The organism is Acinetobacter sp. IRS14 (genome assembly GCF_034650275.1).
Lineage (GTDB): Bacteria > Pseudomonadota > Gammaproteobacteria > Pseudomonadales > Moraxellaceae > Acinetobacter > Acinetobacter oleivorans.
In genome coordinates, this window is sequence record NZ_JAOVFN010000002.1 from 162,233 (window position 1) to 186,762 (window position 24,530).

General features: G+C 39.6%; 27 protein-coding genes and 1 pseudogene. 16 read left to right on the top strand and 12 right to left on the bottom strand.

Going from position 1 to position 24,530, the window contains the following annotated elements:
• The first annotated feature begins 174 nt into the window (after positions 1-174).
• The 5 genes from ODQ17_RS02995 to ODQ17_RS03015 all read left to right on the top strand — a co-directional run bounded on the left by ODQ17_RS02995 (position 175) and on the right by ODQ17_RS03015 (position 6,473).
• Positions 175-393: a Sec-independent protein translocase subunit TatA gene (locus tag ODQ17_RS02995; RefSeq protein ID WP_004794775.1), complete on the top strand. Its 219-nt coding sequence runs from the start codon at positions 175-177 to the stop codon at positions 391-393.
• 12 nt (positions 394-405) lie between these two features.
• Positions 406-840 (top strand): Sec-independent protein translocase protein TatB, encoded by a 435-nt coding sequence (gene tatB / locus ODQ17_RS03000; RefSeq protein ID WP_005302167.1) that lies wholly within the window; start codon positions 406-408, stop codon positions 838-840.
• Positions 837-1,607: a twin-arginine translocase subunit TatC gene (gene tatC / locus ODQ17_RS03005; protein WP_004794778.1), complete on the top strand. Its 771-nt coding sequence runs from the start codon at positions 837-839 to the stop codon at positions 1,605-1,607. The genes tatB and tatC overlap by 4 nt, the downstream gene beginning before the upstream one ends.
• Positions 1,608-1,782: 175 nt before the next feature.
• A complete protein-coding gene (locus ODQ17_RS03010; protein WP_322901650.1) occupies positions 1,783-3,963 on the top strand; it encodes a PhoX family protein in 2,181 nt (726 codons plus the stop codon).
• Between the two features lie 176 nt (positions 3,964-4,139).
• Entirely contained in the window at positions 4,140-6,473 is a 2,334-nt protein-coding gene (locus ODQ17_RS03015) for a PhoX family protein (protein WP_322901652.1), read from the top strand.
• Between the two features lie 49 nt (positions 6,474-6,522).
• Here ODQ17_RS03015 and ODQ17_RS03020 read toward each other — a convergent pair whose 3' ends face one another.
• On the bottom strand, positions 6,523-7,302 hold the full coding sequence (locus ODQ17_RS03020; protein WP_322901794.1) for an NRDE family protein: 780 nt from the start codon (positions 7,300-7,302) through the stop codon (positions 6,523-6,525).
• Positions 7,303-7,395: 93 nt separating this feature from the next.
• Between ODQ17_RS03020 and lgt the strand changes: the two genes are divergently transcribed.
• From lgt to msrA, 7 genes and pseudogenes are all read left to right on the top strand, one after another.
• The gene (gene lgt / locus ODQ17_RS03025) at positions 7,396-8,214 is read left to right on the top strand and encodes a prolipoprotein diacylglyceryl transferase (RefSeq protein ID WP_005302151.1); all 819 of its coding nucleotides are present in this window, start codon (positions 7,396-7,398) and stop codon (positions 8,212-8,214) included.
• Between the two features lie 79 nt (positions 8,215-8,293).
• Positions 8,294-8,653, top strand: a complete 360-nt coding sequence (locus tag ODQ17_RS03030) for a hypothetical protein (RefSeq protein ID WP_005302149.1) — start codon at positions 8,294-8,296, stop codon at positions 8,651-8,653.
• Positions 8,654-8,664: 11 nt separating this feature from the next.
• Positions 8,665-9,028, top strand: a pseudogene (locus ODQ17_RS03035) (hypothetical protein); the annotation flags it as partial.
• A 168-nt stretch (positions 9,029-9,196) separates the two neighbouring features.
• A complete protein-coding gene (gene thyA / locus ODQ17_RS03040) occupies positions 9,197-10,039 on the top strand; it encodes a thymidylate synthase (RefSeq protein WP_005302144.1) in 843 nt (280 codons plus the stop codon).
• Positions 10,040-10,083: 44 nt separating this feature from the next.
• Entirely contained in the window at positions 10,084-10,593 is a 510-nt protein-coding gene (locus ODQ17_RS03045; protein ID WP_004794794.1) for a dihydrofolate reductase, read from the top strand.
• A 14-nt stretch (positions 10,594-10,607) separates the two neighbouring features.
• Entirely contained in the window at positions 10,608-11,663 is a 1,056-nt protein-coding gene (locus ODQ17_RS03050; RefSeq protein WP_151766730.1) for an Lnb N-terminal periplasmic domain-containing protein, read from the top strand.
• Positions 11,664-11,763: 100 nt separating this feature from the next.
• Positions 11,764-12,288 (top strand): peptide-methionine (S)-S-oxide reductase MsrA, encoded by a 525-nt coding sequence (msrA, locus tag ODQ17_RS03055; protein ID WP_005036987.1) that lies wholly within the window; start codon positions 11,764-11,766, stop codon positions 12,286-12,288.
• Between the two features lie 57 nt (positions 12,289-12,345).
• On the opposite strand, the gene ODQ17_RS03060 is transcribed toward msrA, so the two are convergent.
• From ODQ17_RS03060 to ODQ17_RS03080, 5 genes are all read right to left on the bottom strand, one after another.
• Complete coding sequence (locus ODQ17_RS03060) at positions 12,346-12,750, bottom strand: ExbD/TolR family protein (protein WP_003654800.1); 405 nt, start codon at positions 12,748-12,750, stop codon at positions 12,346-12,348.
• Entirely contained in the window at positions 12,750-13,370 is a 621-nt protein-coding gene (locus ODQ17_RS03065) for a MotA/TolQ/ExbB proton channel family protein (protein WP_322901660.1), read from the bottom strand. The genes ODQ17_RS03060 and ODQ17_RS03065 overlap by 1 nt, the downstream gene beginning before the upstream one ends.
• Before the next feature lie 42 nt (positions 13,371-13,412).
• Entirely contained in the window at positions 13,413-14,162 is a 750-nt protein-coding gene (locus tag ODQ17_RS03070; RefSeq protein ID WP_013199006.1) for an energy transducer TonB, read from the bottom strand.
• A 378-nt stretch (positions 14,163-14,540) separates the two neighbouring features.
• Complete coding sequence (purU, locus tag ODQ17_RS03075; protein ID WP_004794803.1) at positions 14,541-15,404, bottom strand: formyltetrahydrofolate deformylase; 864 nt, start codon at positions 15,402-15,404, stop codon at positions 14,541-14,543.
• A 75-nt stretch (positions 15,405-15,479) separates the two neighbouring features.
• The gene (locus ODQ17_RS03080) at positions 15,480-16,172 is read right to left on the bottom strand and encodes a TetR/AcrR family transcriptional regulator (protein WP_005302132.1); all 693 of its coding nucleotides are present in this window, start codon (positions 16,170-16,172) and stop codon (positions 15,480-15,482) included.
• Positions 16,173-16,284: 112 nt separating this feature from the next.
• Here ODQ17_RS03080 and ODQ17_RS03085 point away from each other — a divergent pair, with 112 nt between their 5' ends.
• From ODQ17_RS03085 to ODQ17_RS03100, 4 genes are all read left to right on the top strand, one after another.
• Positions 16,285-17,733 carry a coniferyl aldehyde dehydrogenase gene (locus ODQ17_RS03085; RefSeq protein WP_005302127.1) on the top strand — a complete coding sequence of 483 codons (1,449 nt, stop codon included), beginning with the start codon at positions 16,285-16,287 and terminating at the stop codon, positions 17,731-17,733.
• Between the two features lie 167 nt (positions 17,734-17,900).
• Positions 17,901-18,137, top strand: a complete 237-nt coding sequence (gene rpmB / locus ODQ17_RS03090) for a 50S ribosomal protein L28 (protein WP_000048256.1) — start codon at positions 17,901-17,903, stop codon at positions 18,135-18,137.
• 12 nt (positions 18,138-18,149) lie between these two features.
• Entirely contained in the window at positions 18,150-18,305 is a 156-nt protein-coding gene (gene rpmG / locus ODQ17_RS03095; protein ID WP_003654787.1) for a 50S ribosomal protein L33, read from the top strand.
• A gap of 151 nt (positions 18,306-18,456) precedes the next feature.
• Complete coding sequence (locus ODQ17_RS03100; protein WP_049837926.1) at positions 18,457-20,166, top strand: cation:proton antiporter; 1,710 nt, start codon at positions 18,457-18,459, stop codon at positions 20,164-20,166.
• A 35-nt stretch (positions 20,167-20,201) separates the two neighbouring features.
• Here the strand turns inward: ODQ17_RS03100 and ODQ17_RS03105 are convergent, their stop codons facing one another.
• The 6 genes from ODQ17_RS03105 to ODQ17_RS03130 all read right to left on the bottom strand — a co-directional run bounded on the left by ODQ17_RS03105 (position 20,202) and on the right by ODQ17_RS03130 (position 24,514).
• Positions 20,202-20,480, bottom strand: a complete 279-nt coding sequence (locus ODQ17_RS03105; protein WP_002114792.1) for a hypothetical protein — start codon at positions 20,478-20,480, stop codon at positions 20,202-20,204.
• Between the two features lie 112 nt (positions 20,481-20,592).
• A complete protein-coding gene (locus tag ODQ17_RS03110; protein ID WP_004794811.1) occupies positions 20,593-21,096 on the bottom strand; it encodes a DUF6586 family protein in 504 nt (167 codons plus the stop codon).
• An 81-nt stretch (positions 21,097-21,177) separates the two neighbouring features.
• The gene (locus tag ODQ17_RS03115) at positions 21,178-21,525 is read right to left on the bottom strand and encodes an ASCH domain-containing protein (RefSeq protein WP_322901666.1); all 348 of its coding nucleotides are present in this window, start codon (positions 21,523-21,525) and stop codon (positions 21,178-21,180) included.
• Positions 21,526-21,534: 9 nt separating this feature from the next.
• A complete protein-coding gene (locus ODQ17_RS03120; protein WP_003654760.1) occupies positions 21,535-21,774 on the bottom strand; it encodes an RNA recognition motif domain-containing protein in 240 nt (79 codons plus the stop codon).
• A 72-nt stretch (positions 21,775-21,846) separates the two neighbouring features.
• Positions 21,847-23,826 carry an ATP-dependent helicase gene (locus tag ODQ17_RS03125; protein WP_322901668.1) on the bottom strand — a complete coding sequence of 660 codons (1,980 nt, stop codon included), beginning with the start codon at positions 23,824-23,826 and terminating at the stop codon, positions 21,847-21,849.
• A 115-nt stretch (positions 23,827-23,941) separates the two neighbouring features.
• Positions 23,942-24,514, bottom strand: a complete 573-nt coding sequence (locus ODQ17_RS03130) for an HdeD family acid-resistance protein (RefSeq protein ID WP_013199011.1) — start codon at positions 24,512-24,514, stop codon at positions 23,942-23,944.
• Positions 24,515-24,530: the final 16 nt, after the last annotated feature.

Sequence of the window (24,530 nt, forward strand, 5' to 3'; positions counted from 1 at the left end):
AATTTAAGCTTCACTTTCTCAGCTCTCTCTAAAATAACAATCCAATACAGCCTTTATAAAACTACCCTTTTAGATTTTGACTGACGGCTATTGTCTTAAAAATGACATATAAATGTCACATTGTTGTCATAGCAACCTGTTGATATAAAGCAAACTGAAAAGAGGTATAAGATCATGGCCGGTTTATCTATTTGGCACGTCGTTATTTTTGCAATTGTCGTTATTTTATTATTCGGTACATCTAAATTAAAAAATATCGGTAAAGACGTAGGCGGTGCAGTAAAAGACTTTAAAAAATCAGTTCGTGAAGAAGACGAAACTGCTGCTCTTAATACTCCACGTACAATTGATGCCCAAGTCAAAACCCCTGACAGCACATCAGTGAAAAGCTAAAGGTTTTCCACCATGCTTGATGTAGGAATGACAGAGCTACTCTGTTTTGCAATTATTGCAATTTTAGTTTTAGGCCCAGATAAACTTCCAGAAGCCGCACGCTTTGCTGGTCGCTGGTATGTTCGCCTAAAACGTTATATTACCAATTTGCAAAATGAGATTGATCAAGAGTTGCGTCTTTCTGAATTTCGAAAAGAAATGCAAGAAGAACTCAACCGCATTGAAGCACTAGAACGCAAAGTACAACAACAACTTGAAGAAATACAAAAACAGACTACTTCAGACAACTCAGAAAAAACTGAGGTAGCTGAAACTATATCTCAGTCTACGATGTACTCCCCTGTATCGGGTCATTATGAAGTGCCCTTTCTTGCCAAATTTACACCTTTGGTATCTGAAAGCGACACTTTAGAAACACCTCCCGTTAAATTGAAGATTGCCGTATGAACCAACTGCCTTCAACGACTGTAAATACGCAAGAAAATTTAGACCAAATGCCAATCATGAATCATTTGGTCGTTTTAAGACGTCATTTATTTAGGATTGTCGGGGTAACATTATTTTTATTCTTTTGCTTATTACCGTTTCGAAATAATACTTACCAATTATTATCTGAACCTTTAAGGCTGCAACTTCCTGCATCATCGTCAATGATTGCAACAGATGTAACTGCAACGTTTATGGCGCCGTTTAAGCTCAATTTATTTGTCGCGCTTGTGCTTGCAATGCCATTTATTCTTTATGAAATCTGGACTTTTGTCCGCCCAGCGTTATATCAAAAAGAACGTCATTTAGCACTGCCATTACTCATTGGTAGTATCGTTTTGTTTTATGCCGGAGTTGCCTTTGCATACTACATTACACTTCCTGCGATTTTACATTTCTTTATTAGTGTATCGCCTGAAACTGTTGCACCTATGACGGATATTAATAGCTACCTAAGCTTTTGCTTAAAGCTGTTTTTAGTTTTTGGTGTCACTTTTGAAATTCCAATCGCGACACTTCTACTCATTTTAATAGGTGTGGTAAATACAAAAAGTCTTGCTGAAAAAAGACGTTTTATCATTGTGGGCTGTTTTTTTGTAGCGATGTTCATTACCCCACCAGATGCAATTTCTATGGTGATGTTGGCAATCCCGATGTGGCTGCTTTTCGAACTTGGATTATTGTTCGGTAAAATTCTTGAGAAAAGAAAAGCTCAATCTGCTGAATAAAATGATATCTAAGAAAAAGCCTGAACCTCTAAGTTCAGGCTTTTTTGTCTAGGTCACTTTTTAATCTACAAAGCCATAAACTGTCTTCAAAGTGACTTAAAAATGTAAGAAAAGTGTCATTTACAGTCCATAGAATCAACTCAACAAATATACTCACAAAAGTTACGGATTTATTATGACAACTGCTTCTAACCACCCAACACGTCGCGACATTTTAAAATGGTTTACGGGGATCCCTTTTCTTCCATTAGGTGCGATGGCTACGGCAGCAACGTTAGCAGGATGTAACGATAGTAATGATGATTCAGACGTTACCACTCCATCAAAACCAATTAACTTTAAAAATGCAACGTTCACGTCAATGCCTGCACCGTCTACTGTAGCAGAGATCGCAACAACAGCATGTGCATCAAAGCTTGCTATTTCATGGGAAGATGGCAGTAAAACTGAATATCAACTTGCTTACAAACCATTCTTCTTAACAGGTACAGAAGTTCCTGATGGTAAAGGCGGAAAGATTATCGCGGGTGGTTATGTTGACATTAATAATAAGCCAATTATTGATAAATCAGTTGCAGGTAAAGAACGTCAATTCTTCTCTGACTGTCCAGATGGTAGTTCTCTGATTAGCTTCAAACAAGCGACTGGCAAAGATTTCACAGATGCAGACAAGAAAGCATTAGGTGTAACTGGTAACCCAGTGTTCCATGTAGTTCAGTTTGAATATTTATCAAAAGACCAAAATGGTGGTGATACTTACGGTAAATTATCATCTCCGATTGCAGTGCTTACTTTAGATCAAGACCCAAAAACTGGTCATTTAACTTTAATCAAATATCACAATGTAGACACTTCAAGTGCGCATGGTTTATGGATTACTTGTGGTGCAAGCTTATCACCATGGGGAACTCATTTATCGAGTGAAGAATATGAGCCAGATGCTTTCAACCAAAAGTTAGGTCAATCACTTTCAACACTTAAAGCATTCAGTAAAAATGTATATGGTGATGAAAATGCGGCTAACCCATATAACTACGGTCATTTACCAGAAATTACCGTTAATGCAGATGGTACGGGTCGTGTGACAAAGCACTACTGTTTAGGCCGTATTTCACATGAGCTTGTACAAGTTTTCCCAGATAACCGTACAGTTTTAATGGGTGACGACTATACCAATGGTGGTCTCTTCATGTTCGTTGCAGATAAAGAGAAAGACCTATCTGCCGGCACACTTTACGTTGCAAAATATACAACAGTACTTACAGATACAACGACGGGTCAGATCTCATGGATCAAACTTGGTCATGCAACAAGTGTAGAGATTGAAAACCTAATCAAGAGCGGTATCAAAGGAACTGATATTTTCGAATCGGTTCTACAAATTGCCAAATATCCAAGCGATGCAACGACAGCAGAAGTTGAAGCTATTGATGCTGGAGATAAAGGTACACCTGAACAACAAGTTTTAGCAAAAGCTGCGAAAGATCGATTAAAACTACAACAAGCTGCTCAAAAAGCAGAATTAGAAGCTCAAGGTTTTAAATTTACTTATTTGAGCAAAACTGGTGTTTATCTCAAGCTTAAAGATAACAGCGACAAAACTAAACTTGCTGCGGCTTTCCTTGAGACACACCGCTATGCAGCTTACGTTGGTGCTTCAATGGCATTGACCAAGAACGAAGGTACGACTGTAAATATTGCAGATAAACGCGCATATTCAGCTTTAGCTAACATTGTTGATTCAATGGTTGAAGGTGGTAGCGGTTACCTTGCTGAGCACAACGTTAAATTTCCGAAAATCACGGCTGGTGGTATTTTGGAGCATAAACTGACAGGCGGCCAAAAAGACAGCTCAAATGTGGCAATTAACAGTGAATGGGTACCTAGCCAATCTAGTCTTCTCATTAAAGGTAAAGACATTAGCTTTGACAGCTTAGGTAACACTGCTGACCCAGAACAGATTGCTAGCCCTGACAACTTGAAGTTCTCTGAAAAGCTACGTACGTTATTTATCGGTGAAGACTCTGGTAATCACTTAAATAACTTCTTATGGGCTTACAATGTCGACACTAAACAGCTCATCCGTATCTTGTCTACACCAGCAGGTGCAGAATCAACTGGTCTACACGCAGTCGATGAAGTAAACGGTTGGACTTACATCATGAGTAACTTCCAACATCCAGGTGATGAATGGAATCGTTTCTATAAAGAAACTAACGGTGTTCGTACTGGTATCAGTGCAGATTTACTTTCGCAAATTGATACAGCGATTAATGTAAACTACAGCAATAAATTTGCAGCAGCGGTTGGTTATATCACTGCCGACCCAATTGCTCCATCTGTTGTGAAAAAATAATCTCTTTCACCAAAATAGAAGAAACCTGCCTTATGCAGGTTTCTTTTTTTGACTAAACGATCAATTATTTAACAAACCTATCATCAAAACGTCAAAGCCTCGTCACACTACCCAACTAAGCTAATGAAGATTTTTAGAACAATCTCTTTATTTCTTTACTTACTTAGGAATTTCCCATGACAGAGCTGACGCCATATCATGAAGATCAAGAACTGGACAATAATACTTCTGACAATATCCACTTTCGTGACATTTTAGAACAACATGTAAGTCGCCGTAGTTTAATTACTAAAGCAGCAAGCGGTGCTGTAGCTTTAACTTTAGCCTCAACTTTAACAGGCTGTAATGATAGTAATGATGACTCAGGTTCTAACAACGGTGGAATCCCACCTGTAGATCCAAATAAAAAACCAGAGAAATTAACTTTTACAGCAGTGGCGAAAAACCACAACGACATCGTGACTGTACCAGAAGGCTATGAAGCAAATGTCATTTATGCTTTAGGTGATTCAATCAATCCTGCTTTTGGCGACTGGGATGACAATAATATTCCATCTGGTCCAAGCTTCCAGTTCCGTTCAGGCGACTGCCATGACGGTATGCATTTCTTTGGTTTAAATACGTCAAAAAACAACTTTGATGAAAGTGTTTCGGCTGAAGGTTTGTTGGTGATGAATCACGAATATATCAACCAGACCTTCCTTCACCCCAAAGGCCCAACAAAAGTTAATGGACGCCGCCCTGAAGATGAAGTCATTCGTGAGACAAATGCGCATGGCGTTTCAATTGTTCACATCAAAAAAGATGCAGCAACTCAAAAAGTAGTAATTGATAAAAAATCAATTTTTAACCGCCGTATTACAGCGTCAACAGAGATGAATTTTGCAGGTGTTGCTGCTGGGTCTAGTTTGCTTGCAACTAGTTTCTCTCCTACCGCACGTAAAACCCGTGGTACTCATAATAACTGCGGTAATGGTTATACGCCTTGGGGTACATACTTAACTACCGAAGAAAACTTTATTGGTTATTTCCAACGTTCAGGTAGCGATGAATATGCACGTACAGATGCAGAAAAAATTGCATTAAAACGTTATGGGTTAGGTGTTAAAAAAGATGAACTTTATCAGTATGAGAAAGATGAAAAAGGTGCTCCTAAAAAAGATAAAGACGGCAAGATCATTTATTTAAAAGATAAAAATGGTGAGTTAATCCCTAACGTTGATGAACAAGGACGACAAATTTATTTAGGCGTAAGTTCGCGCTACGGCTGGGAAACAGCAATTGGTCAAGTAGAGTCACAAGACTTATATGACCGCTGGAATGCCGATGTAAAAGCTGTACAGCCGACACAGGACTATCGCAACGGGCCAAATACCTTCGGCTGGATGGTCGAGATTGATCCTTTTGATAACCGTCTAAACCCAGTTAAAAGAACATCGCTAGGTCGTTTTGCACATGAAGACAGTGCTTGTCGTGCCGTAGCAGGTCAGCCATTAGCGTTTTATATGGGTGATGACTCTCGCGGTGAATACATCTATAAATTCGTCTCGACTGCTGTATGGGATGTCAAAGACGTAAACGGCGGTTATACAGCTGGCGACAAATATATGAACGCGGGTAAATTGTATGTTGCCAAATTTAATAATGATGGTTCAGGTCAATGGATTGAACTTGCCTACGGCAAAAATGGCTTAAATGAAAGTAACACTACTTACCCTTTCAAATCTCAGGCAGACGTTGTTACATTTGCACGCTTGGCGGGTGATGCAGTCGGTGCAACAAAAATGGACCGCCCAGAATGGTGTACGGTTAACCCAGTAAACGGCGAGGTCTATGTCACCCTAACCAACAACTCAAATCGTGGTAAAGATTACGCGACCGATGCTGCAAACCCACGTAACTACACAGACCTCTACAACGGCACTAAAGAGCAAAAGGGTAACGTTAACGGTCATATTATCCGTTTTAAAGAAACCGACGACAAAACCACTGCTGAAACCTTCAAATGGGATATCTACCTATTTGGTGCAGAAGCATCTATGGCTTCAAATATCAACTTATCGGGTCTGACAGACAATAATGATTTGTCATCTCCTGACGGGATGTGGTTTGACCCACGTGGCGTACTTTGGATTCAAACAGATGATGGCGCTTACACTGATGTTACTAACTGTATGATGCTTGCAGCACTACCAGGTCAAATTGGTGATGGCGCTGCTGCCACTACGTCAAATGGCCAACAAACGCTAGTCGGTGCTAAAGTTACAGACTCAACATTACGACGTTTCTTGGTTGGACCAAAGCAATGTGAAATTACAGGTATTACCATGACACCTGACCACAAAGCTATTTTTATTAATGTTCAACACCCTGGTGAAGACTCGAAAAGTTACGCAACACCAGACAGTAACTGGCCAGCAACCCAGAAAGATCCAAACAATAAAACAGCACGTCCACGTTCAGCAACTGTTGTGATTACCCGTAAAGATGGCGGTGTGATCGCAGGCTAATTCGTTTATGCCAATAAAAATGCCGGTCAATTGATCGGCATTTTTATTGCTATCGATTTAAAGGAATTTGCTGCTCTACAATTTGACCGCTGTGCTCACCTTGTTGGGTCTTTTCAAACCAAAGCCATTCATTATTAGTCATTCTTAGAAAATTCGAACAGCGTGTGCCATACACAGGACTTTGAATAAAGGTAGATGACAATAACTCTTCCATCTCTGCTTGAATGCCAGTATTGGGTAATAAAGCAGTTGTGACTTTGCGCTCATCTTCCAGAATATCCCACGCCGCATGTTGCAAAGTTAACTCTTCTGTCTGATGCTGAAGCATAGGCAAAAACTCTTGTGTAAAACGAGTTCGTAAATGTTTAGTTTTTTCCCAATGTTCAGACATCAAGCCATTCGAAACCACATACACACCGTTAGCCAATACTTGCGGAGCTTCACCACGGTTACTCATATAAACCGCTTGATCAGCATTTCCCATAAACAAGTTAAAGCCAGCAAAACTCTGTTGTTGCTGTTCCAATTGTTGAGCAAATCGAATCGGCATTAAATCAGATTCTAAAAAAGCCTGCACCAAATGCCCCCGAGAAGTCTCATAAGACTTTTGATCTCGCCCATCACGGAAGTTGGTTAAAACAGCCCATCGACCTTGAGGCGTAATGCCCATCCACGTGCCACCCGACTGCAAATCTTGTCCTGCAACAATCGGAGTATGTTCCCACTGATGCAACAAAGCTGTTGGACGATGATAAAACTCATCCCGATTTGACATAAGACACAAGGGCATATCATCCAGAACATGCCATGCTAAAGCCACAATACACATTGATTCTTGTTCCCTATCTTTACACATTGAATGTACAACATTTTTCACATCATTCCGCTACAATCTGTCAAAACGTAAGATCAAGGAGCAGCAATGCTGACCTATCCTAATATCGATCCGGTCGCAATACATCTAGGACCTCTTCAAGTCCATTGGTATGGACTCATGTATTTATTGGCATTTTTATGTGCTTGGGGGCTTGCTTCCTACCGTGCCAAACAACGTGATGGCTGGACATCAGAAATGGTTTCCGACCTAGTGTTCTATGGTGCCCTAGGTGTTGTTCTGGGCGGTCGTGTCGGCTATGTCCTTTTCTATGAGTTTGATAAATTCCTCGAAAATCCGATTTGGTTATTCCAAGTCTGGACAGGTGGTATGAGTTTCCATGGCGGCTTTCTCGGTGTTATGGTTGCTATGCTATTTTGGTGTAAAAAATACCAAAAAACATGGTTCCAAACGCTCGACTTTATTGCCCCTTGTGTACCGACTGGCTTAATGTTTGGACGCATTGGTAACTTTATTGGTGGAGAGTTATATGGTCGTGCGGTAACTGACCCAAATTATCCATTCGGTATGATCTTCCCAACAGATCCGTTACACCTAGTTCGCCATCCATCACAAATCTATCAAGCGCTTTGTGAAGGTTTGATTCTATTCATTGTTCTGTGGTGGTTTAGTTCAAAACCACGTCCTCGTATGGCCGTTTCTGCCCTATTCTTAATGGGATATGGTGTTGCCCGCTTTGTTATGGAATTCTTCCGCCAACCAGATGCCGACCAAGGTTTTATTCTATTTGGTTGGATGACAAAAGGACAGATTCTAACAATTCCAATGTTGCTGATTGGCCTTTGGATGATGTGGTATGCCTATCAAAAGAAAATTTATGACTGGGGTCCACAAAAGAATAGTTAATATCTAAATTAGAGGAGTTTCGGCTCCTCTTTTCTTTTTTTATGCTACAGTTTTTACTCTCCCAAGATGAAGATATACCATGCTGGAATTCTGGTTTAACACGCAAGTCCCAACATTTAAAAAATTAGTGATTTTGATTATTACGCTACTTATTTGTATTGCGCTATATCAATACCAACCACTGCCTTTAGATACGATTCTAATGTTTACTGGAACTGGGGTAATTTTTTTAATTTGTCGTTACTTTAAATTGCATTTCGCTCAAAGCAACCCGACGGGTTTACTCTACCGTTTACTTACTTGGATCCCTATTGCCCTTTTGTTTGCCCTTATTTTTGTTAAAGCGATGCCGAACTTGCTGATCTGGGGTGTGCAAGGAATTGCTTTTATGGCACTTGCTGCTTTTATTTTTTCACCTCAATCACTTTTTAAGAAATAGGTCTGGTTTTCATGTTGGCTTATTGGTACAACGCTCCGCGCCATATCAAACTCATTTTCATTATTGCGGTTTGTGCTGCAATTTATGTAGCCAATCAAGCCCAGCCTTTATCACCGACTTATACTGTTCTTAGCCTTATTTTCGGTTTTGGTTTACATGTTGGACATTACTTAAATAGCAAAATTTCAAATAACACATCAGACAAATCGAGCTTTAGATTTTTAAGCAGCATCTATCCTATTTTGATCGTTGTTATTTTGATGTATCTACTTCCTGCTCAGCATAAATGGATTCTTGCTATACAAGCTTTAGGTTTTGTATTGGTTGGCTTTTTTCTGGTTTCGATACATCAAAATCGTGCTAAACGATTTGAATAATTACATCTATTGAAATGTCATAGAACTATTTTTAGATTTTCATCTTGAGCTACAAAGGGTATCATCTTCAATGGTTCATGATGAAGCAGCTCTATTGCGTAATTATTTATCATTGAGCTATCTCCCCCCTTTTATTTTATGGAATTAATCCGAACTCGAGAGTGTTATGCGTGCATATTTAGACCTACTACAACATATCCTTGATAATGGCGGTGACAAAGGCGACCGTACAGGCACAGGAACCCGTTCTGTATTTGGTCATCAAATGCGTTTTGATCTCTCTAAAGGTTTTCCTTTACTCACCACAAAAAAAGTTCACTTCCGTTCTATTGTGATTGAGTTACTTTGGTTTTTAAAAGGCGATACCAACGTCCAATATCTAAAAGATAATAAAGTTTCAATTTGGGACGAATGGGCAACAGCAGAACAAACTGCTCGTTTTGGCCGCCCAGAGCATGAGCTTGGTCCAGTCTATGGTCATCAATGGCGTAATTTCGGCGCAACAAAAAACGCTGACGGCACTTATAACCAAGATGGTTTTGACCAGATTAAATGGTTAATTAATGAAATTAAAACCAACCCAAACTCACGTCGTTTAATTATTTCTGGTTGGAACCCAAACGAAGCTGGACAAGTAGCCTTACCACCTTGCCACACGCTTTTTCAATTTTTCGTACAAGATAACAAATTGTCGTGCCAACTTTATCAACGTAGCGCAGACGTGTTCTTAGGTGTGCCTTTTAACATTGCGAGCTATGCTCTACTCACCCATATGATTGCTCAAGTGTGCGGTTTAGGAGTCGGTGATTTTGTATGGACTGGTGGTGATACACATCTTTATGCCAACCATTTTGAGCAAGCACAACTTCAATTGACACGTGAGCCTTTACCGCTCTGCCAATTGAAACTAAATCCAGAAATAAAAGACTTATTTGATTTCAAATTTGAAGATGTTGAAATTGTAGGTTATGAGTCGCATCCTGCAATTAAAGCACCAGTTGCAGTATAACAACGACTCAAATTTCATTAGGTTACGGTTTAGAGAATAAGATTATGGCATGGCAAAATGTAGAAGTTGTTCACGTTGTGGCAATGGATAAAAACCACTGTATTGGTAAAGGCAATGCGTTGCCATGGCATATTTCTGCCGACTTAAAACACTTTAAAGAAATCACACAAGGCGGTGTGGTTGTGATGGGTCGTAAAACTCTTGAGTCTATGGGTCGTGCGCTACCAAACCGTGTGAACTGGATCATTACCCGTGACATTAACTGGCAATTTGACGGTGTTAAAATTGCCTATTCAATTGAAGATGCTTTAAATGCAGCTTTAGAAGATGTAAAAAATACTGAAAAGCAGGCATTGTTCATCATCGGTGGCGGCGAGATATTCAAGCAAACTTTGTCAATTGCAGACCGTCTTGAACTTACTCATGTTGACTTAGATGTGCAAGGTGATGCACATTATCCAACAATACCGAGTGAATTTCATAAAACTGCAAGTGAACAGCAAGTTGATGAAAAATCAGGAACTTCATTCGAGTTTGCCACTTATAAAAAATAATTCTATGGATGCCTATGCACAATATCGGAACACGTGAATTTATTATTGCTCTACTTTTTGGGCTGTTACATAGTCTATTCACGCTGTTTATTGTGTTCTCTAGTATTTGGGTATGTGTAGCGCTCTGGGTTCAACAGCCTTTTGGCTGGTTAGGCAGCCGCATACTCATTGGCATCTGGATTGCTTTTGCGCTGAGTATGGCAGGTCTATATGTTGAAGGCCATCTTGTTAGCCGCCGTACAGACATCCTGATTTACCTTTTAGCATTTGCCTGCTCTCTCGTTTGGTATTTTTCGATTACTGCACGTCAAGACCGTGACTGGAACCCTGAAGTTGCCAATATGCTGAGCTATGAAAAGCACGGCGATGTAATCACTTTACATAATGTCCGTAACTTTAACTGGCATCCCGATGGAACCTATGATGTTCGCTGGGAAACTCGAACTTTTGACCTCAACCAGTTAAATGGAATAAACATCATTGCTTCTTACTGGATGGGACCACAAATTGCCCATACACTGGTCAGCTTCGAATTTGCACACCAACAACCTTTAGTCTTCTCAATCGAGATTCGCAAAGAAAAAACTGAAGAGTTTTCGGCAATCGGTGGTTTTTTTAGAAAATATGAACTGAGCTTAATTGCTTCTGATGAGAAAGATATTGTCTATACGCGTAGTAATATCCGCAAAGAGCAAGTTTATAATTTTCCTATCAATATGCCACGATCTGAGCAAAAAGCTTTATTTTTAGAATATCTTAAAAAATCAGATGAGTTGCGTACAAAACCAGAGTGGTACAATACGCTCACGAGTAACTGTACAACTCTAATTTTTGATATGGTTCAAGCGATTAACCCCTATCAACTTCCTAAAGATTATCGTCTAATCGCTTCAGGTTATTTACCTAATTATTTATATGATCTTAAAGCTCTTAATCAAAATGTCAGTTTAAAACAGTGGTATCAAATTGCACATATCAATCCACGTACTGAAAATTTTGAACAGCTCTCAGATCAGAGTAGTGAACACTTCTCTCAAATCGTTCGACAAGGTTTACCTAAAGCTAAATGAAATAAGTAATGCACTTTTCTTTACTTTTTTATACATGCTTTACTTTGTATTTTAAATACATAAACCCTATTGTAATAGGTAGGAAATAGAGGGAAAAACAATGCAACAGGCATTATTTGGCGGCGGCTGTTTTTGGTGCGTCGAAGCTGTATTTTTACAAATACGCGGTGTAGAAAAAGTAACTAGTGGTTATGCAGGTGGGCACACGACTAACCCTACCTACGAGCAAGTATGTCAAGGAGACACCCAGCACGCTGAGGTGATCTTGGTTGATTTTGATGAAGAGCAAGTAACATACTCCCAGTTACTCGATGTATTCTTCGCGACTCACGATCCAACGACTTTAAATCGCCAAGGTAATGATATCGGCACGCAATACCGCTCTGTTATTTATTATTATAATGAAGAGCAAAAGCAAGCAGCGGAACATACGATTCAAACGTTAAAAGATGATGATCTTGATATTGTGACTGAATTGTCTCCTGTTCCGACGTTCTACCCAGCCGAAGAATATCATCAGAATTACTATGCAAAGAATCCTTCACAAGGTTATTGCAACTTTGCGATTCCACCTAAGTTGCTCAAGCTATATAGTAAATTCCAGCATCTTATGAAAGATCAATAAATTAGAGCAATAAAAAAGCAACCGATTTGGTTGCTTTTTTATTAGGTAAACTAAATTTTAGTTTTCACTGACAAAGGCAATATCGCTCAGTCCGGCTTCACTGGCGCGAGACATTACCTGTGCAACAGTATCGTACTTCGACTCTTTATCTGCACGAAGCTGAACTGTTGGTTTAACATCACCTTGACCTGCTTCTTGAAAACGTTTTTGAAGCTCATCAAGGCTAATTACTTGAGTATCCCAAGCCACTTCACCATTTGCATTAATACTAATCGTAATTGCTTTTGGTGGTGGATCAATAATTTCAGCAGTTGTTTTAGGAAGCGTTAATGGAATCGATGGGTTGGCAACTGTTGCTGTGACCAAAAAGATGATCATTAACACCAACATAATGTCGATTAGCGGAATGAGGTTCATCTCATTTATGCCACTATCGTGGTCTTCACCCAATTGAAAAGCCATTAAGCTTGACCTCCAACATAACTTTGCTGTGCAGTTTTAACATCAGACTTTACAGTTGAGTCTTGCTGCAACATCGTATCAATTAATAAGCTGTGCGCTTGATCTTGTAAATCATGAGCAAGATCACGGTTAGCGCGTACACAAATGTTATAAGCCAATACCGCAGGAATCGCAACTGCAAGACCAAGGCCCGTCATAATAAGCGCCTCACCTACTGGTGTAGCCACTTGAGCCAAACCTGCTTGTCCACTTTTACCGACTGCAACAAGTGCATGGAAAATACCCCATACCGTACCAAACAAACCAACGAATGGTGCAATTGAAGCAATTGTTCCTAAAACAGAAATACCTTTTTCAGCATTGACTTTTTCAGCAGAAATTTGACGAAGTAGAGCCTGCTCCGCAACCGCTTTACGCTGCTCAAAACTTAAAGGTTGTAACTTTGCTTTTAGCGAAGCGATAGCCTGAGAAAGTTGAGCATAAGCTTGTTGCTTTAATTGGCGAGTCCCCATCAAACGTAAGATGAAAACTGTCCAGGTAGCAATCGACATTGCCAATAAGATGAAATACAGGGTTTTACTCACTGCATCTGCATGTTGCCAATAGATTGAAAAGTTCATATGAACTCCTGATTAAGGTTAGCCGTTGGGACTCAAATTCATTTAAGGGGTTAAATCAAAGGGTTGCTCTGCTTTAATTGGATAAGCAACACCATTTTCCATATAAGGTTTAAATTTCGCACCGCGAACAGCACGGACAACTTTGTCATCTAGACTTGGAATACCACTACTTCTCGTCACTCGTACATTAATAATCTTGCCTTTTTCATCGGCTTCAATCAGTACCATGACAGAGCGTGCTTCGCCTTGTAAATCTTTTGAAGAAACTGTTAAACGTGGTGAACGACTCCACTGTACACCCGAACCACCAATTGAAACTCGTTTTGGTGATGGATCTGGAGCGGGTTGAGCTTTAGGTGCTTCTTGTACTACTGGCTTTGGTTTTTCAACGACTTTTTCAGAAACAGTCGTTGTCACCACTTTGGTTTCAACTTTAGGTTCTGTCTTTACTGTTTCTTTTGGTGTTTCAGCTTTTTTCACCTGTTGAATTTTTTCCACTTTTTTCGGTGGTGTCACAGGCTTTTCAACAACTTTAACTTCTTTTACCTCTTTCTTAGGTTCCGGCTTTTTAGGCGGTTCCTTTGGTTTAGGAGGTAGCGGTTTAGGTTGCTCTTGAATTTTTACGAAACGTACCTGTAAAGGTTTCTTATCGATTGGCTTTAATTCAGCAGGCTTAATATGACTAACTGCCCATAAGACCCCGATATGACCAATTGCAACTGCAATTAGTGCTGTGATGACTTTCTTTTTCATCGGATTGGGAGCGTTTAAGGCTGCGGAAGATTGACTCATAAGAATCTAATTACCTAATGGATGATGATTTCAGATTTCTATTTATAGAAACGATTTCAAACATCGGATAGAACAATAAAGTGCCACAATAATAAATGAGAAGTGTTTTCATTTGCAACTATTTTTTGAGAAAAACATTTACTCTTTGTCATAGCTTCATGCTTGCTGAGTGTCTTTACTTTAGTTTTCTCATAGTTACATCAATAGACACCCATGTTCACAATTTGTTTAGCTAAACTTAAATAGCTGGGCTATTTACAACATGAACAGGTCTAATTCTATGATAAATCCATTTGTTATTGATATGTTATATTATTTCAATTTTATTTTAAATATAAAAAAACACGCAAGAAGCGTGCTTTTTAAAATAACCGTTATTTAAAAAACAACAGTCTTATTACCATCAACAATAATACGGTCTTCTAAATGCCATTTTACTGCACGAGCCAATACATTACGCTCTACATCTTCACCTAGCTCACGTAATTGCTCAACATTATAGTCGTGGCTCACACGCTCAACGTCTTGCTCAATAATTGGACCTTGGTCAAGGTCAGCTGTCACATAGTGAGCTGTCGCGCCAATCAACTTCACACCTTTTTCATAAGCTTGCTTATATGGATTAGCACCCACGAAAGCTGGCAAGAAAGAATGATGAATATTGATGATTTTCATTTCCCATTTCGCAACAAAATCTTCGCTTAAAATCTGCATGTAACGTGCAAGAACTAATAAATCATTGCCTTGCATCATTTCATCAATTTGCGCATAAGCTTCAGCTTTATTGTCTTTAGTGACTTTAATTACAGTAAATGGAATACCGAAGTTTTCAACAGATTCACGTAAATCTTCATGATTAGAAATGACATGAGTAATTTCACAAGGTAACGAACCACGTGCATGACGCCATAGCAACTCAAGCAATGCATGGTCAACTTTAGAAACTAAAATACCAACTTTTTTAACATCGTTTACGAAAGCAAGACGCCATTGCATGCCGTAACGCTCAGCAACGTTCGCAGCAAAAGTTTGAATTAATGCATCTTTACGCGACTGTAAATGATCAAGTTCAAATTCAACACGCATGAAATAACGTCCGCCCTGAGCTTCCGTCGCATACTGATCAAGCGCGGTAATGTTTGCACCTTGGTGATACAAAAAGCTCGATACCGCTTGTACGATCCCTGGCTTGTCTTCACAAGTAATCAGTAAACGGGCTGTATTGGCAGTGGTCATATTCATTTGGTTAATATCACTTAATTGAGATAAATCTTTTAATAGGCCGAGTATTCTAGCGCCCTAAATAAACAAGCACAACTATTCGTCTTTTAAGGACGATAAGCTAGCAAATAGATCTGAAGGGCCAAGAGATTCAAGCAACTGCTCATAAGTTGCTCGGCTCTCCCCCATAAGATAAGGACCTTCAAGGAAAACCATTTGGCGTAATGCTTGCCAAACCCATTTTTCTTCTAAATGGTTATTGTCACTAATATGACCAGACATATACAAAAAGTTTGTCCAGTTTGTTAATACAATCCAGAGGTTAATAATGAGGGCTTCAATTTCCGATGCCGTCATTTTCATAAGACCTGCATCTACAAAGGCTTGATAAATCTTTTGCCCCTGCTGCATCACCTGCCCTGCAAAACGCGGATAAATCTTTTTAAAGTCTTCGTTACTTTCAACTAAATGATAAACATCACGATGAATAAAACGGTAACTCCAGAGTTGACCGCTGAGCACTTGAAAATAGTTGATTTTATCATTGGTCGTTAATGGTCTGTCGTCAGGTAAAGAAAGCACTTCCAATGTCTCGGCCTGATATTGATACATTAATTCCTTAATGATTTCATGCTTATTCCGGAAATGATAATACAAATTTCCGGGACTGATACCCAACTCCGCAGCAATATGATTGGTTGTAACTGACCGTTCACCTCGCTCGTTAAAAAGCTGCAAACTGATTTGTAAAATCCGGTCTTTTGTCTTCAGAGCTTTAGGTTGAGACATTTTAATAACCTTTAATAATTCACATGGTTAAGACTTGAACACATAAACTGACTTGACTATTTAGAGTATTTACTCTAAAAAATAAATATATCAATGTATTTGGTAAGTACCGATGAACAGTCAAACAAAAACAAATCCAGAGACTCAGCTTCCTTATGATGTTAAGCATTTACATGATTTGCTTGAACAACAAAAGCTTGCTTATTTACGTCATCCGGTACCCACTGCTAAAGAGCGTATTGATCGTTTAGCTCGTCTTAAAAGAGTCTTGGTAAAATATCAAGATCAGATTGCCGACGCAATTAACCTTGATTATGGTAATCGTGCAGTTATGGAAACAAAAATTGGTGAGCTACTCACCAGTTTGGAACAAATCAAATATTACAGTAAACATCTGACAGCGTGGATGAAACCTTCAAAACGCCATATCAGTGTATTACATCAGCCAGCAAAAGGTTGGGTACAATATCAACCTATGGGTGTAATTGGTATTATTACACCATGGAATTACCCATTACTTCTTTCAGTTGGGCCATTAATTTGTGCACTGGCAGCTGGCAACCATGCCATGATCAAAATTTCGAGTGCCTCTCCTAACTTTGGTCGAGTTCTTGAAAGTGCATTAGCAGAAGCGTTCCCACAAGAATTAGTTGCTGTAGTAAATGGTGGCGGCGTTATTTCAGATGCTTTTAGTCATTTGCCTTTTGACAAAATGATTTTCACCGGCTCAACTTCTGTTGGTAAAACAGTGATGGCAGCCGCAGCTCAAAATCTGGTTCCTGTTATTCTTGAATTAGGCGGAAAATCTCCTGCCCTTGTGCATGCATCGATGGATATGAAAGATGTGGCTCAACGTATTGCTGTAGGGAAATTATGGAACGCGGGTCAAACCTGTGTTGCACCTGACCATATTTTCTTGCCGCGCGGGAAAACTGCCGAGTTCATCGAAAACTTTAAATTGATTGTGGCTGGCATGTATCCGCATTTCCGCAATAATCAAGATTACACGTCTATTATTAATGACAAGCAATACAACCGCATTCAGGGCTATCTTGAAAATGCCCGCGATCAAGGTGCTCGTATTATTGAAATTAATCCACAAAATGAAATTTTAGATGATGTCCGTAAAATTGCACCGACTTTAGTTACAGGCGTAACGACTGCAATGGATATTATGCAGAATGAAATTTTTGGTCCGATCCTACCAATTTTAGAATATGACCAAATAGAAGAAGTTGTTGAATTCATTAATAGTCGCCCGCGTCCTTTAGCAATGTATTATTTTGACTATGATCAGGCACGTGCTGACTATATTGCACAGCATACCCACTCAGGGCACTTCGGAATCAACATGGTGATTACCCATGTGGCTCAAGATGATTTACCGTTTGGGGGAATTGGTGCATCAGGTATGGGGAAATATCACGGACCAGAGGGCTTTTTTAGCCTTTCTCATGAACGTTCGGTGATGTCTAATCCAAAACTTTATAGCCTTAAATACATTCTTCCACCGTTCAATAAGCCCATTCATCGTTTCATTTCGAAAACCTTGTTGCGCTAACTGATCAAGGCATGATCTGTTATACTAAATCATGCCTCGTTTTTACCAATTCCGCTTGTCTTTTAATCGTATTTTTGGTATAAAACGCCCCTTGAATGAATTCATCCGTTTACATTTAGTATGACTGGCCACAGATTTGCTGTTGGCTGAATCAATGGAGTTACACCATGTCTAAGGTTTGCCAAGTTACCGGCAAGCGTCCAGTCGTTGGTAACAACGTCTCACACGCCAACAACAAAACCAAGCGCCGGTTCGAGCCGAACCTGCACCACCACCGTTTCTGGTTAGAAAGCGAAAAACGTTTTGTACGTCTTCGTTTAACCACTAAAGGTATGCGTATTATTGACAAATTGGGTATCGAAAAGGTTGTTGCAGACCTTCGTGCTCAAGGTCAAAAGATCTAAGGAGTCTGAACAATGCGTGATAAGATTCGTCTCGTTTCTACAGCTGGTACAGGTTATTTCTATACCACGACTAAAAACAAACGTACTATGCCGGAAAAAATGGAAATCAAAAAATTTGATCCAAAAATCCGTCAACACGTGATTTTCAAAGAAGCTAAAATCAAATAATTTTAGCCTCGAAAAAAAACGACTTCACAATGAAGTCGTTTTTTTTTGCATTTTTTTTATAGCTAGCTTTTTTTTGTTAAACTTTCCACATATTTCGCCTTGGCATTTTTTATGCTTGTCTTTAGCCTAACTCACGTAAAAGGAGTTTTTAGTGCCGCATGACGTAGATTTAATTGTTTTACTTGCTGTTGGTTTCGGTGTTGCCCTCTTTTTTGGTTATCTTGCAGCCCGATTACGACTTCCTCCTCTTATTGGCTATTTAATTGCCGGAATTATTATTAGCCCAAATACACCCGGCATAGAAGCAGATATTCATCTTGCTAATCAGCTTGCAGAACTCGGGGTCATGTTCCTGATGTTTGGTGTAGGGATGCACTTTTCGTTAAATGACTTGCTGCTGGTTCGACGTATTGCTGTACCAGGTGCGATTTTACAAATTGCCGTCGCTACCCTATTAGGGGTCGGTGTATCCATGCTCTGGGGATGGAGCTTTGGTTCTGCACTCGTTTTTGGCTTAAGCCTGTCGTGTGCGAGTACTGTTGTATTATTAAAAGCTTTAGGAGACCGAGGTCTTTTAGACTCAGTCAACGGCAAAATTGCTGTGGGTTGGCTGTTAGTCGAAGATTTAGTGATGGTACTTGTTTTAGTACTCCTTCCAGCTACAGCGGTTTTACTCGGTGGGAAAGCACCAGAAGGTGCAGATGGTAATATCTGGTTAACCCTTGGACTCACTTTATTAAAAGTAATTGGCTTTATTGCCTTTATGCTGATTGTAGGTAAACGTGTCGTTCCTATTATTATGCAGTTTGTTGCTCGTTTAGGTTCAAGAGAGTTATTCACCCTTACTGTTGTTGCCGCTGCTGTTTCAATTGCCTACGGGTCTTATGCCATTTTCGGGGTTTCAATGGCACTAGGAGCTTTCTTTGCAGGGATGGTTGTTAAAGAATCAGACTTTAGCCACCGCGCAGAAGAAGAAACACTTCCACTACGTGAAATTTTCTCAATTCTGTTTTTTGTTTCTGTGGGTATGCTGTTTGATCCACATATTCTTGTTGAGCGTCCACTCCATATTTTGGCCGTTATCGCAATTATTATGGTAGGTAAAACACTTGCTGCAATGGCTTTGGTTTTATTCTTTCGCTATCCAATTAATACAGCGCTTACAGTTGGTGCGAGTTTGGCCCAAATTGGTGAATTCTCATTTATTTTAGCGACTCTCGGCGTCTCATTAGGCTTATTAAGCTTAGAAGCACAAAATCTGATTTTAGCTGGTGCTTTATTTTCGATAACGCTGAACTCCTTTATATTCTCTGCCATTGAGCCTGTACAACGCTGGATTCGTGAGCGCTCTCACCTAGCCCGACTTCTTGAACGTAGTGGTGACCCATTAGCCATGTTACCCGATGAAGTTGATCAGGCTTACTTACGCGATCAGGTTGTGATTGTTGGATATGGTGGTGTGGGACGACGTATTACTGAAAATTTAATTAATGAAAATATTAAAGTCGTTATTGCTGAAGAGAATCGTGAAATCGTAGAAAAGCTACGTCAGTCGAATATTGCTGCTGTGAGTGGTGTTGCAACCGAACCGGGTGTTTTAATTCAAGCACACATCATGCATGCAAGACTCTTGGTGATCTCACCTATGGATATTTTAGATATTCACCGTATTGTGGCGATCGCTAAGCAATTAAACCCTCAAATTCAGGTGTTAATTTGCGCAGAAAGTAAAGAAGAAGCGGCAGTAATCAGAGATGAGAATATTGGTGAAGTGTTCTATGCCAAAGAGGAAATGGCAAAGAATATGAGCCATCATATATTAAATCAGATCGAGCTTGCCCATCAGTCAACTATTCATTAACCCATATAAAAAGCGTACTCAAGAGTACGCTTTTTTTAACTCAAGAATTTAGGCTGTTCGTCTAGTACTTCAGCCTGCCATTCATTTACCTGCTTTTCGAGCAGTCCAAATAGTGCAGCCTGAATCATATGCTGAGCAACAACTGGAGTTTGCTCACCCAAGATTGCTTTTACTTCATCGCTAAATTGAATTTTAACCAAGGGTTCATTCTCAGAACCTGCATTACGTAAGGCGAGTTCACCACCTTCGAGTTGGACTAATTCCAAAACGGCTTCTTGATTTCCAAATAACTCTTTCAATTGCTGTATAGACATATATTTCCTCCATGTTTCAACATGGTGGCAAAGCACCCTTGCACTTTGCATCTCTTGTCTTATTTATATAGGCACACCCGGATTAAATTTCAAGCGTTCGGGCAGTTTAATTTTAGAACTCGACCATTTCATTACGAAAACCATCAATTAAATGGCTTAATTCACGATGCCATTCACGCAAAATCTTAACATCTGGCAACCAAGATTGAGGACCTTGAGTTACTTTGATAATGAGATTAGAAGAAGTTTCTTCTTCTGGGGTCGGCTCTTTAGGTTCTGGTGCATATTGACACATACGGTAAGCTCGTTTGAGCTCTGCAACAAAACCATCTTTCGCCAATTGTTGCAAAACGGACACTTCTGGAGAAACTTGTCCTTTTGCCGCCATATGTTCTTCAATAGATTTTAAAGTGGGTTGCAATTCATTTAAACGGTAATAACGTACGAGTTCTTGTAAGAATGCTAACATTGCGCCATGTAAATGAAATACAGCTGCTTCACGGTAAGCTTGTATCTGCTGCACATGATCGGTCTGTTCTGCCTGTTGACACGCTAAGCGCGCAAAATAGAGCTTCTGATTGGTACGATCGGCATGATAACGAGCAACACGTGACATAACTAAACTTTCCTGTTCTAAAATCGCTATTGCAACAGCTATTCTTTAGCTTAACGACTCCATTAATAAAATCAACGTTATTTATGGTAAATCCAGCTCAACTTGATAAATTTTACGTTTCGCTAAAACTTTTAGTGGCTGCTTTATAGGACGAACATTCCTTAAAACCCAAGCAAAATACCCTTCGTCCCAAGCAGTTGCACATGCTGGCTCAATTTCATCGTTTCGCCAAGCATGAATAGAGTCGACATCAACTCCCTCTTCTTCATCAGTATCTTTAACCAAAAATTTTTGGTTCTCGACAATTAATAGATCTTTGATTGGCAGTTTTGTAGGTACCCATGAACGCACTTCAAGTGTTTTGATACCTTCAGCGATACGAATACCATTTGGCGTTACAATCGAAAGAGCTAAAAACTGTCTTTTCACACTGAAGACTTATTCTTCAGCTGCTTTAACGCGAATTCCATTACCTTTAACTTTAAGCAGGTTTAAGCCTTTAATTGCCTTAATTGCTTCACGAGGGTTAGGCATTTCAACAAAACCAAAACCTTTTGATTTGCCAGTGTCTTTATCAGTAACAAGAACACACGTTTCAACTTTACCAAATGCTTTGAATAACTCTAAAATTTCAGTTTCACTCACAGCACGATCTAAATTACGAACTAATATCTTCATTTTCTAACCTTAATTGGCAATTAAAGGGAGTAGCCAATATATTTAAGTAATCACAGTGTCTTATACAGTAGTTTAATCCAGATCGATACCAAAACCTAAATTTACTGTAGGTGAACGGTTCCATTGCTTTTTAGCAAATGGCTGAGGTACTTGCCTATGAATCTTTGCTTGAACTAAATGTGTAGGAAGATCATTTAGGAAATAACTTTCGATTTTACGACCTTGTTCATCATAATTGTCTTCTGACCATGTATTGAGATTTTGCTTGGTCAAAATTAATTCATTTTCTGCACGTGTTAAGGCAACATACAATACACGGCGCTCTTCCTCGACATCATCAAAATCCCCCTGCGCCCTTGCATAAGGATATTGATTAGGCGATACATGAGGTACATAGCAGACTTTCTGTTCAGCACCTTTAGCGGAATGAATCGTAATTAAAGTCACTAAATCCTGATCAGCAGCTTTCTCAATTTCAGAAACTGAGATAGGTTCAAGAACATATTCTTCGAGGAACTCACCTAAAGACGCATGTTTACGTGCAAGTTGTTTGACTAAATCAAAGTCTTTTAATCGGCGAGACCAATCTTTAGTTTTATAATTTTGCTCTAGTTGTTCACCTAAAGCATCGAGTGCCAAGCCAATGCTTGCTTCCACATGCTGCTGTAATACATCTAGCTGTTTTAAAATTAAAATCGCTTGTAAAGGGACTTTCCCATGACGTTCTAGACGATTGCAGCGCTCCTCAACGTCAACAATTCCCATCAACTCTTGCGCTAGCTTACTTGCACCAACGTCACCAATACCATCCCACAAGGTTAAAAAACGCATCCACGCCAAATCATCGTGAGGATTGCTCACAATGCGTAGCAAGCTAAGCACGTCTTTCACATGTGCAGACTCAAGAAGTTTTACCCCACCAATAAAACGATAAGGTACTTCAGCAGCAATGAAAGCCCCTTCCAAATATCGTGCACTATAGCCAGAACGGACCAAAACCATATGGTCGTACCAGCTTGCACCTTGCTGATGTCGCGTTATTAAGTCCTGTGCAATCCAGTTTGCTTCTTCATACTCATTACCAAATAGGTGCAGCTGAGGCTTTTGCCCTTGCCCACGATGTGCTTGTAGTTGTTTTTGATAATCAATTGGGCTGTGGGCCAACAACCAGTTTGATAAATCCAAGATTTCTTGAGTCGAACGATAATTTAAATCCAGTGTATGAATAACTGCGTCGGGTATCCGCTCTTTAAAAGAATGGATATTTTCAAAGTCTGCACCGCGAAAACCATAAATCGACTGGGCATCATCGCCAACACAAAATAGCTTCACTTTGCCAATCAATGGTTGTAATAAAGCCCATTGCAAAGGATTGGTATCTTGCATTTCATCAACTAGCAATGCCTGACAAAAACCTGCCACCCAATTCGTTAATGCTTCTGAATTTTGTAAATGAACAGCCACAATTGACAAGATATCGTCGTAATCTAAAAAATTACGCTCTCGTTTACGCTGCTCATAGGTTTTCATTAAATCTGCAATTTGATTCTTATGCTCATATGCATCTGGAAGCTGTTTAATTAATGCCTCAGAAAGCTTTGTTTGAGTATTTCTCGCATAAGAATATAAATCACACAGCTCTGCGGCTTTGGGCAAGACGTTATCTTTATCTTTGCCTCTTAATAAGCGAAACATAAGCAACTGATCATCACGATCAATAATACTAAATTGATTTAACCCAAAAGCTTGTGGATTACGGCGTAGTAAATACATACAAAACGTATGAAAAGTTGAAGCTCGCAGACCCTTTGCCTGTGCTCCCACATGTTGTTCTACTCTCGCAACAATTTCACTCGCAGCACGGCGCGTGAACGTTAAAATCTGGATTTGGTTCGCTGGCAAGCCCTGATCAATTAAATAAGCTGCACGAGCAACAATAGTTTTAGTCTTGCCACAACCAGCGCCCGCCAAAACTAAACAGTTTTGCGCAGACGTAGTGGCTGCTTTTTTTTGCTGAGTATTTAGTTCATTAATTAATTTTGCAAGACTCATAACACATATCGCTAAAACACCAAGACATAGTTTAACAGACCGAGGCAACAGATGGGTCTGCCTATCCTAAAAACAAAAAGAGCACTTAAAGTGCTCTTTGGTCGAATATTATTTTTTAAGATACTGTTTTTGAACTAGAAGGAAGATGTTTAATGGCTGAAGCCAAACCTAGAAAGTTAATTCCCTGAAATAAAATATCAATAGCAAGGAACATTCCTAATACCCAAAAAGGTGAATCTTTAGAAACTAAAATTAAAATACCTGTAGCGAGCGTCAATAACCCTGAAAACAGGGTCCAGCCCCATCCACTAATTGGCTTAAGTAAAATTGCATTTATGGTACGTATAGCACCAGCAATGATCAGCGCTATAGATAATAGGCTTGTCAGTACTACTGCTGTAGTGACTGGAGTAGAAAACGCATAATAACCAGCCATTAAATAAAGCACACCAAACAGTGCCCACAACCATCGGCTTGCGCCTTTAAAAACACTCATAGCCGCGACAAGATGCAAAACACCGCCGACCATCATGAGTATTCCAAATAAAAAAACAACAGAAAAAGTCGCAAATGGTAATGAACTAAATAAAATCAGGCCAAAACCAATAAGCACAAAGCCCAATATCAAATACCATTTACGGTCAGCATGTAACTGATTACGTACTAAATCATTACCTACAGTTTTCATCATGGCTACTCTTATT

Coding starts and splice junctions, on each gene's coding strand:
- tatC (WP_004794778.1), top strand. CDS start 837: ATGAACCAACTGCCTTCAACGACTGTAAATACGCAAGAAAATTTAGAC.
- ODQ17_RS03080 (WP_005302132.1), bottom strand. CDS start 16,172: ATGTCTCAACCTAAAGCTCTGAAGACAAAAGACCGGATTTTACAAATC.
- tatB (WP_005302167.1), top strand. CDS start 406: ATGCTTGATGTAGGAATGACAGAGCTACTCTGTTTTGCAATTATTGCA.
- purU (WP_004794803.1), bottom strand. CDS start 15,404: ATGAATATGACCACTGCCAATACAGCCCGTTTACTGATTACTTGTGAA.
- ODQ17_RS03125 (WP_322901668.1), bottom strand. CDS start 23,826: ATGAGTCTTGCAAAATTAATTAATGAACTAAATACTCAGCAAAAAAAA.
- rpmB (WP_000048256.1), top strand. CDS start 17,901: ATGTCTAAGGTTTGCCAAGTTACCGGCAAGCGTCCAGTCGTTGGTAAC.
- ODQ17_RS03105 (WP_002114792.1), bottom strand. CDS start 20,480: ATGTCTATACAGCAATTGAAAGAGTTATTTGGAAATCAAGAAGCCGTT.
- ODQ17_RS03070 (WP_013199006.1), bottom strand. CDS start 14,162: ATGAGTCAATCTTCCGCAGCCTTAAACGCTCCCAATCCGATGAAAAAG.
- ODQ17_RS03060 (WP_003654800.1), bottom strand. CDS start 12,750: ATGGCTTTTCAATTGGGTGAAGACCACGATAGTGGCATAAATGAGATG.
- lgt (WP_005302151.1), top strand. CDS start 7,396: ATGCTGACCTATCCTAATATCGATCCGGTCGCAATACATCTAGGACCT.
- ODQ17_RS03050 (WP_151766730.1), top strand. CDS start 10,608: ATGCACAATATCGGAACACGTGAATTTATTATTGCTCTACTTTTTGGG.
- ODQ17_RS02995 (WP_004794775.1), top strand. CDS start 175: ATGGCCGGTTTATCTATTTGGCACGTCGTTATTTTTGCAATTGTCGTT.
- msrA (WP_005036987.1), top strand. CDS start 11,764: ATGCAACAGGCATTATTTGGCGGCGGCTGTTTTTGGTGCGTCGAAGCT.
- ODQ17_RS03015 (WP_322901652.1), top strand. CDS start 4,140: ATGACAGAGCTGACGCCATATCATGAAGATCAAGAACTGGACAATAAT.
- ODQ17_RS03010 (WP_322901650.1), top strand. CDS start 1,783: ATGACAACTGCTTCTAACCACCCAACACGTCGCGACATTTTAAAATGG.
- ODQ17_RS03030 (WP_005302149.1), top strand. CDS start 8,294: ATGCTGGAATTCTGGTTTAACACGCAAGTCCCAACATTTAAAAAATTA.
- ODQ17_RS03120 (WP_003654760.1), bottom strand. CDS start 21,774: ATGAAGATATTAGTTCGTAATTTAGATCGTGCTGTGAGTGAAACTGAA.
- ODQ17_RS03020 (WP_322901794.1), bottom strand. CDS start 7,302: ATGTGTATTGTGGCTTTAGCATGGCATGTTCTGGATGATATGCCCTTG.
- ODQ17_RS03130 (WP_013199011.1), bottom strand. CDS start 24,514: ATGAAAACTGTAGGTAATGATTTAGTACGTAATCAGTTACATGCTGAC.
- ODQ17_RS03065 (WP_322901660.1), bottom strand. CDS start 13,370: ATGAACTTTTCAATCTATTGGCAACATGCAGATGCAGTGAGTAAAACC.
- ODQ17_RS03045 (WP_004794794.1), top strand. CDS start 10,084: ATGGCATGGCAAAATGTAGAAGTTGTTCACGTTGTGGCAATGGATAAA.
- thyA (WP_005302144.1), top strand. CDS start 9,197: ATGCGTGCATATTTAGACCTACTACAACATATCCTTGATAATGGCGGT.
- rpmG (WP_003654787.1), top strand. CDS start 18,150: ATGCGTGATAAGATTCGTCTCGTTTCTACAGCTGGTACAGGTTATTTC.
- ODQ17_RS03085 (WP_005302127.1), top strand. CDS start 16,285: ATGAACAGTCAAACAAAAACAAATCCAGAGACTCAGCTTCCTTATGAT.
- ODQ17_RS03110 (WP_004794811.1), bottom strand. CDS start 21,096: ATGTCACGTGTTGCTCGTTATCATGCCGATCGTACCAATCAGAAGCTC.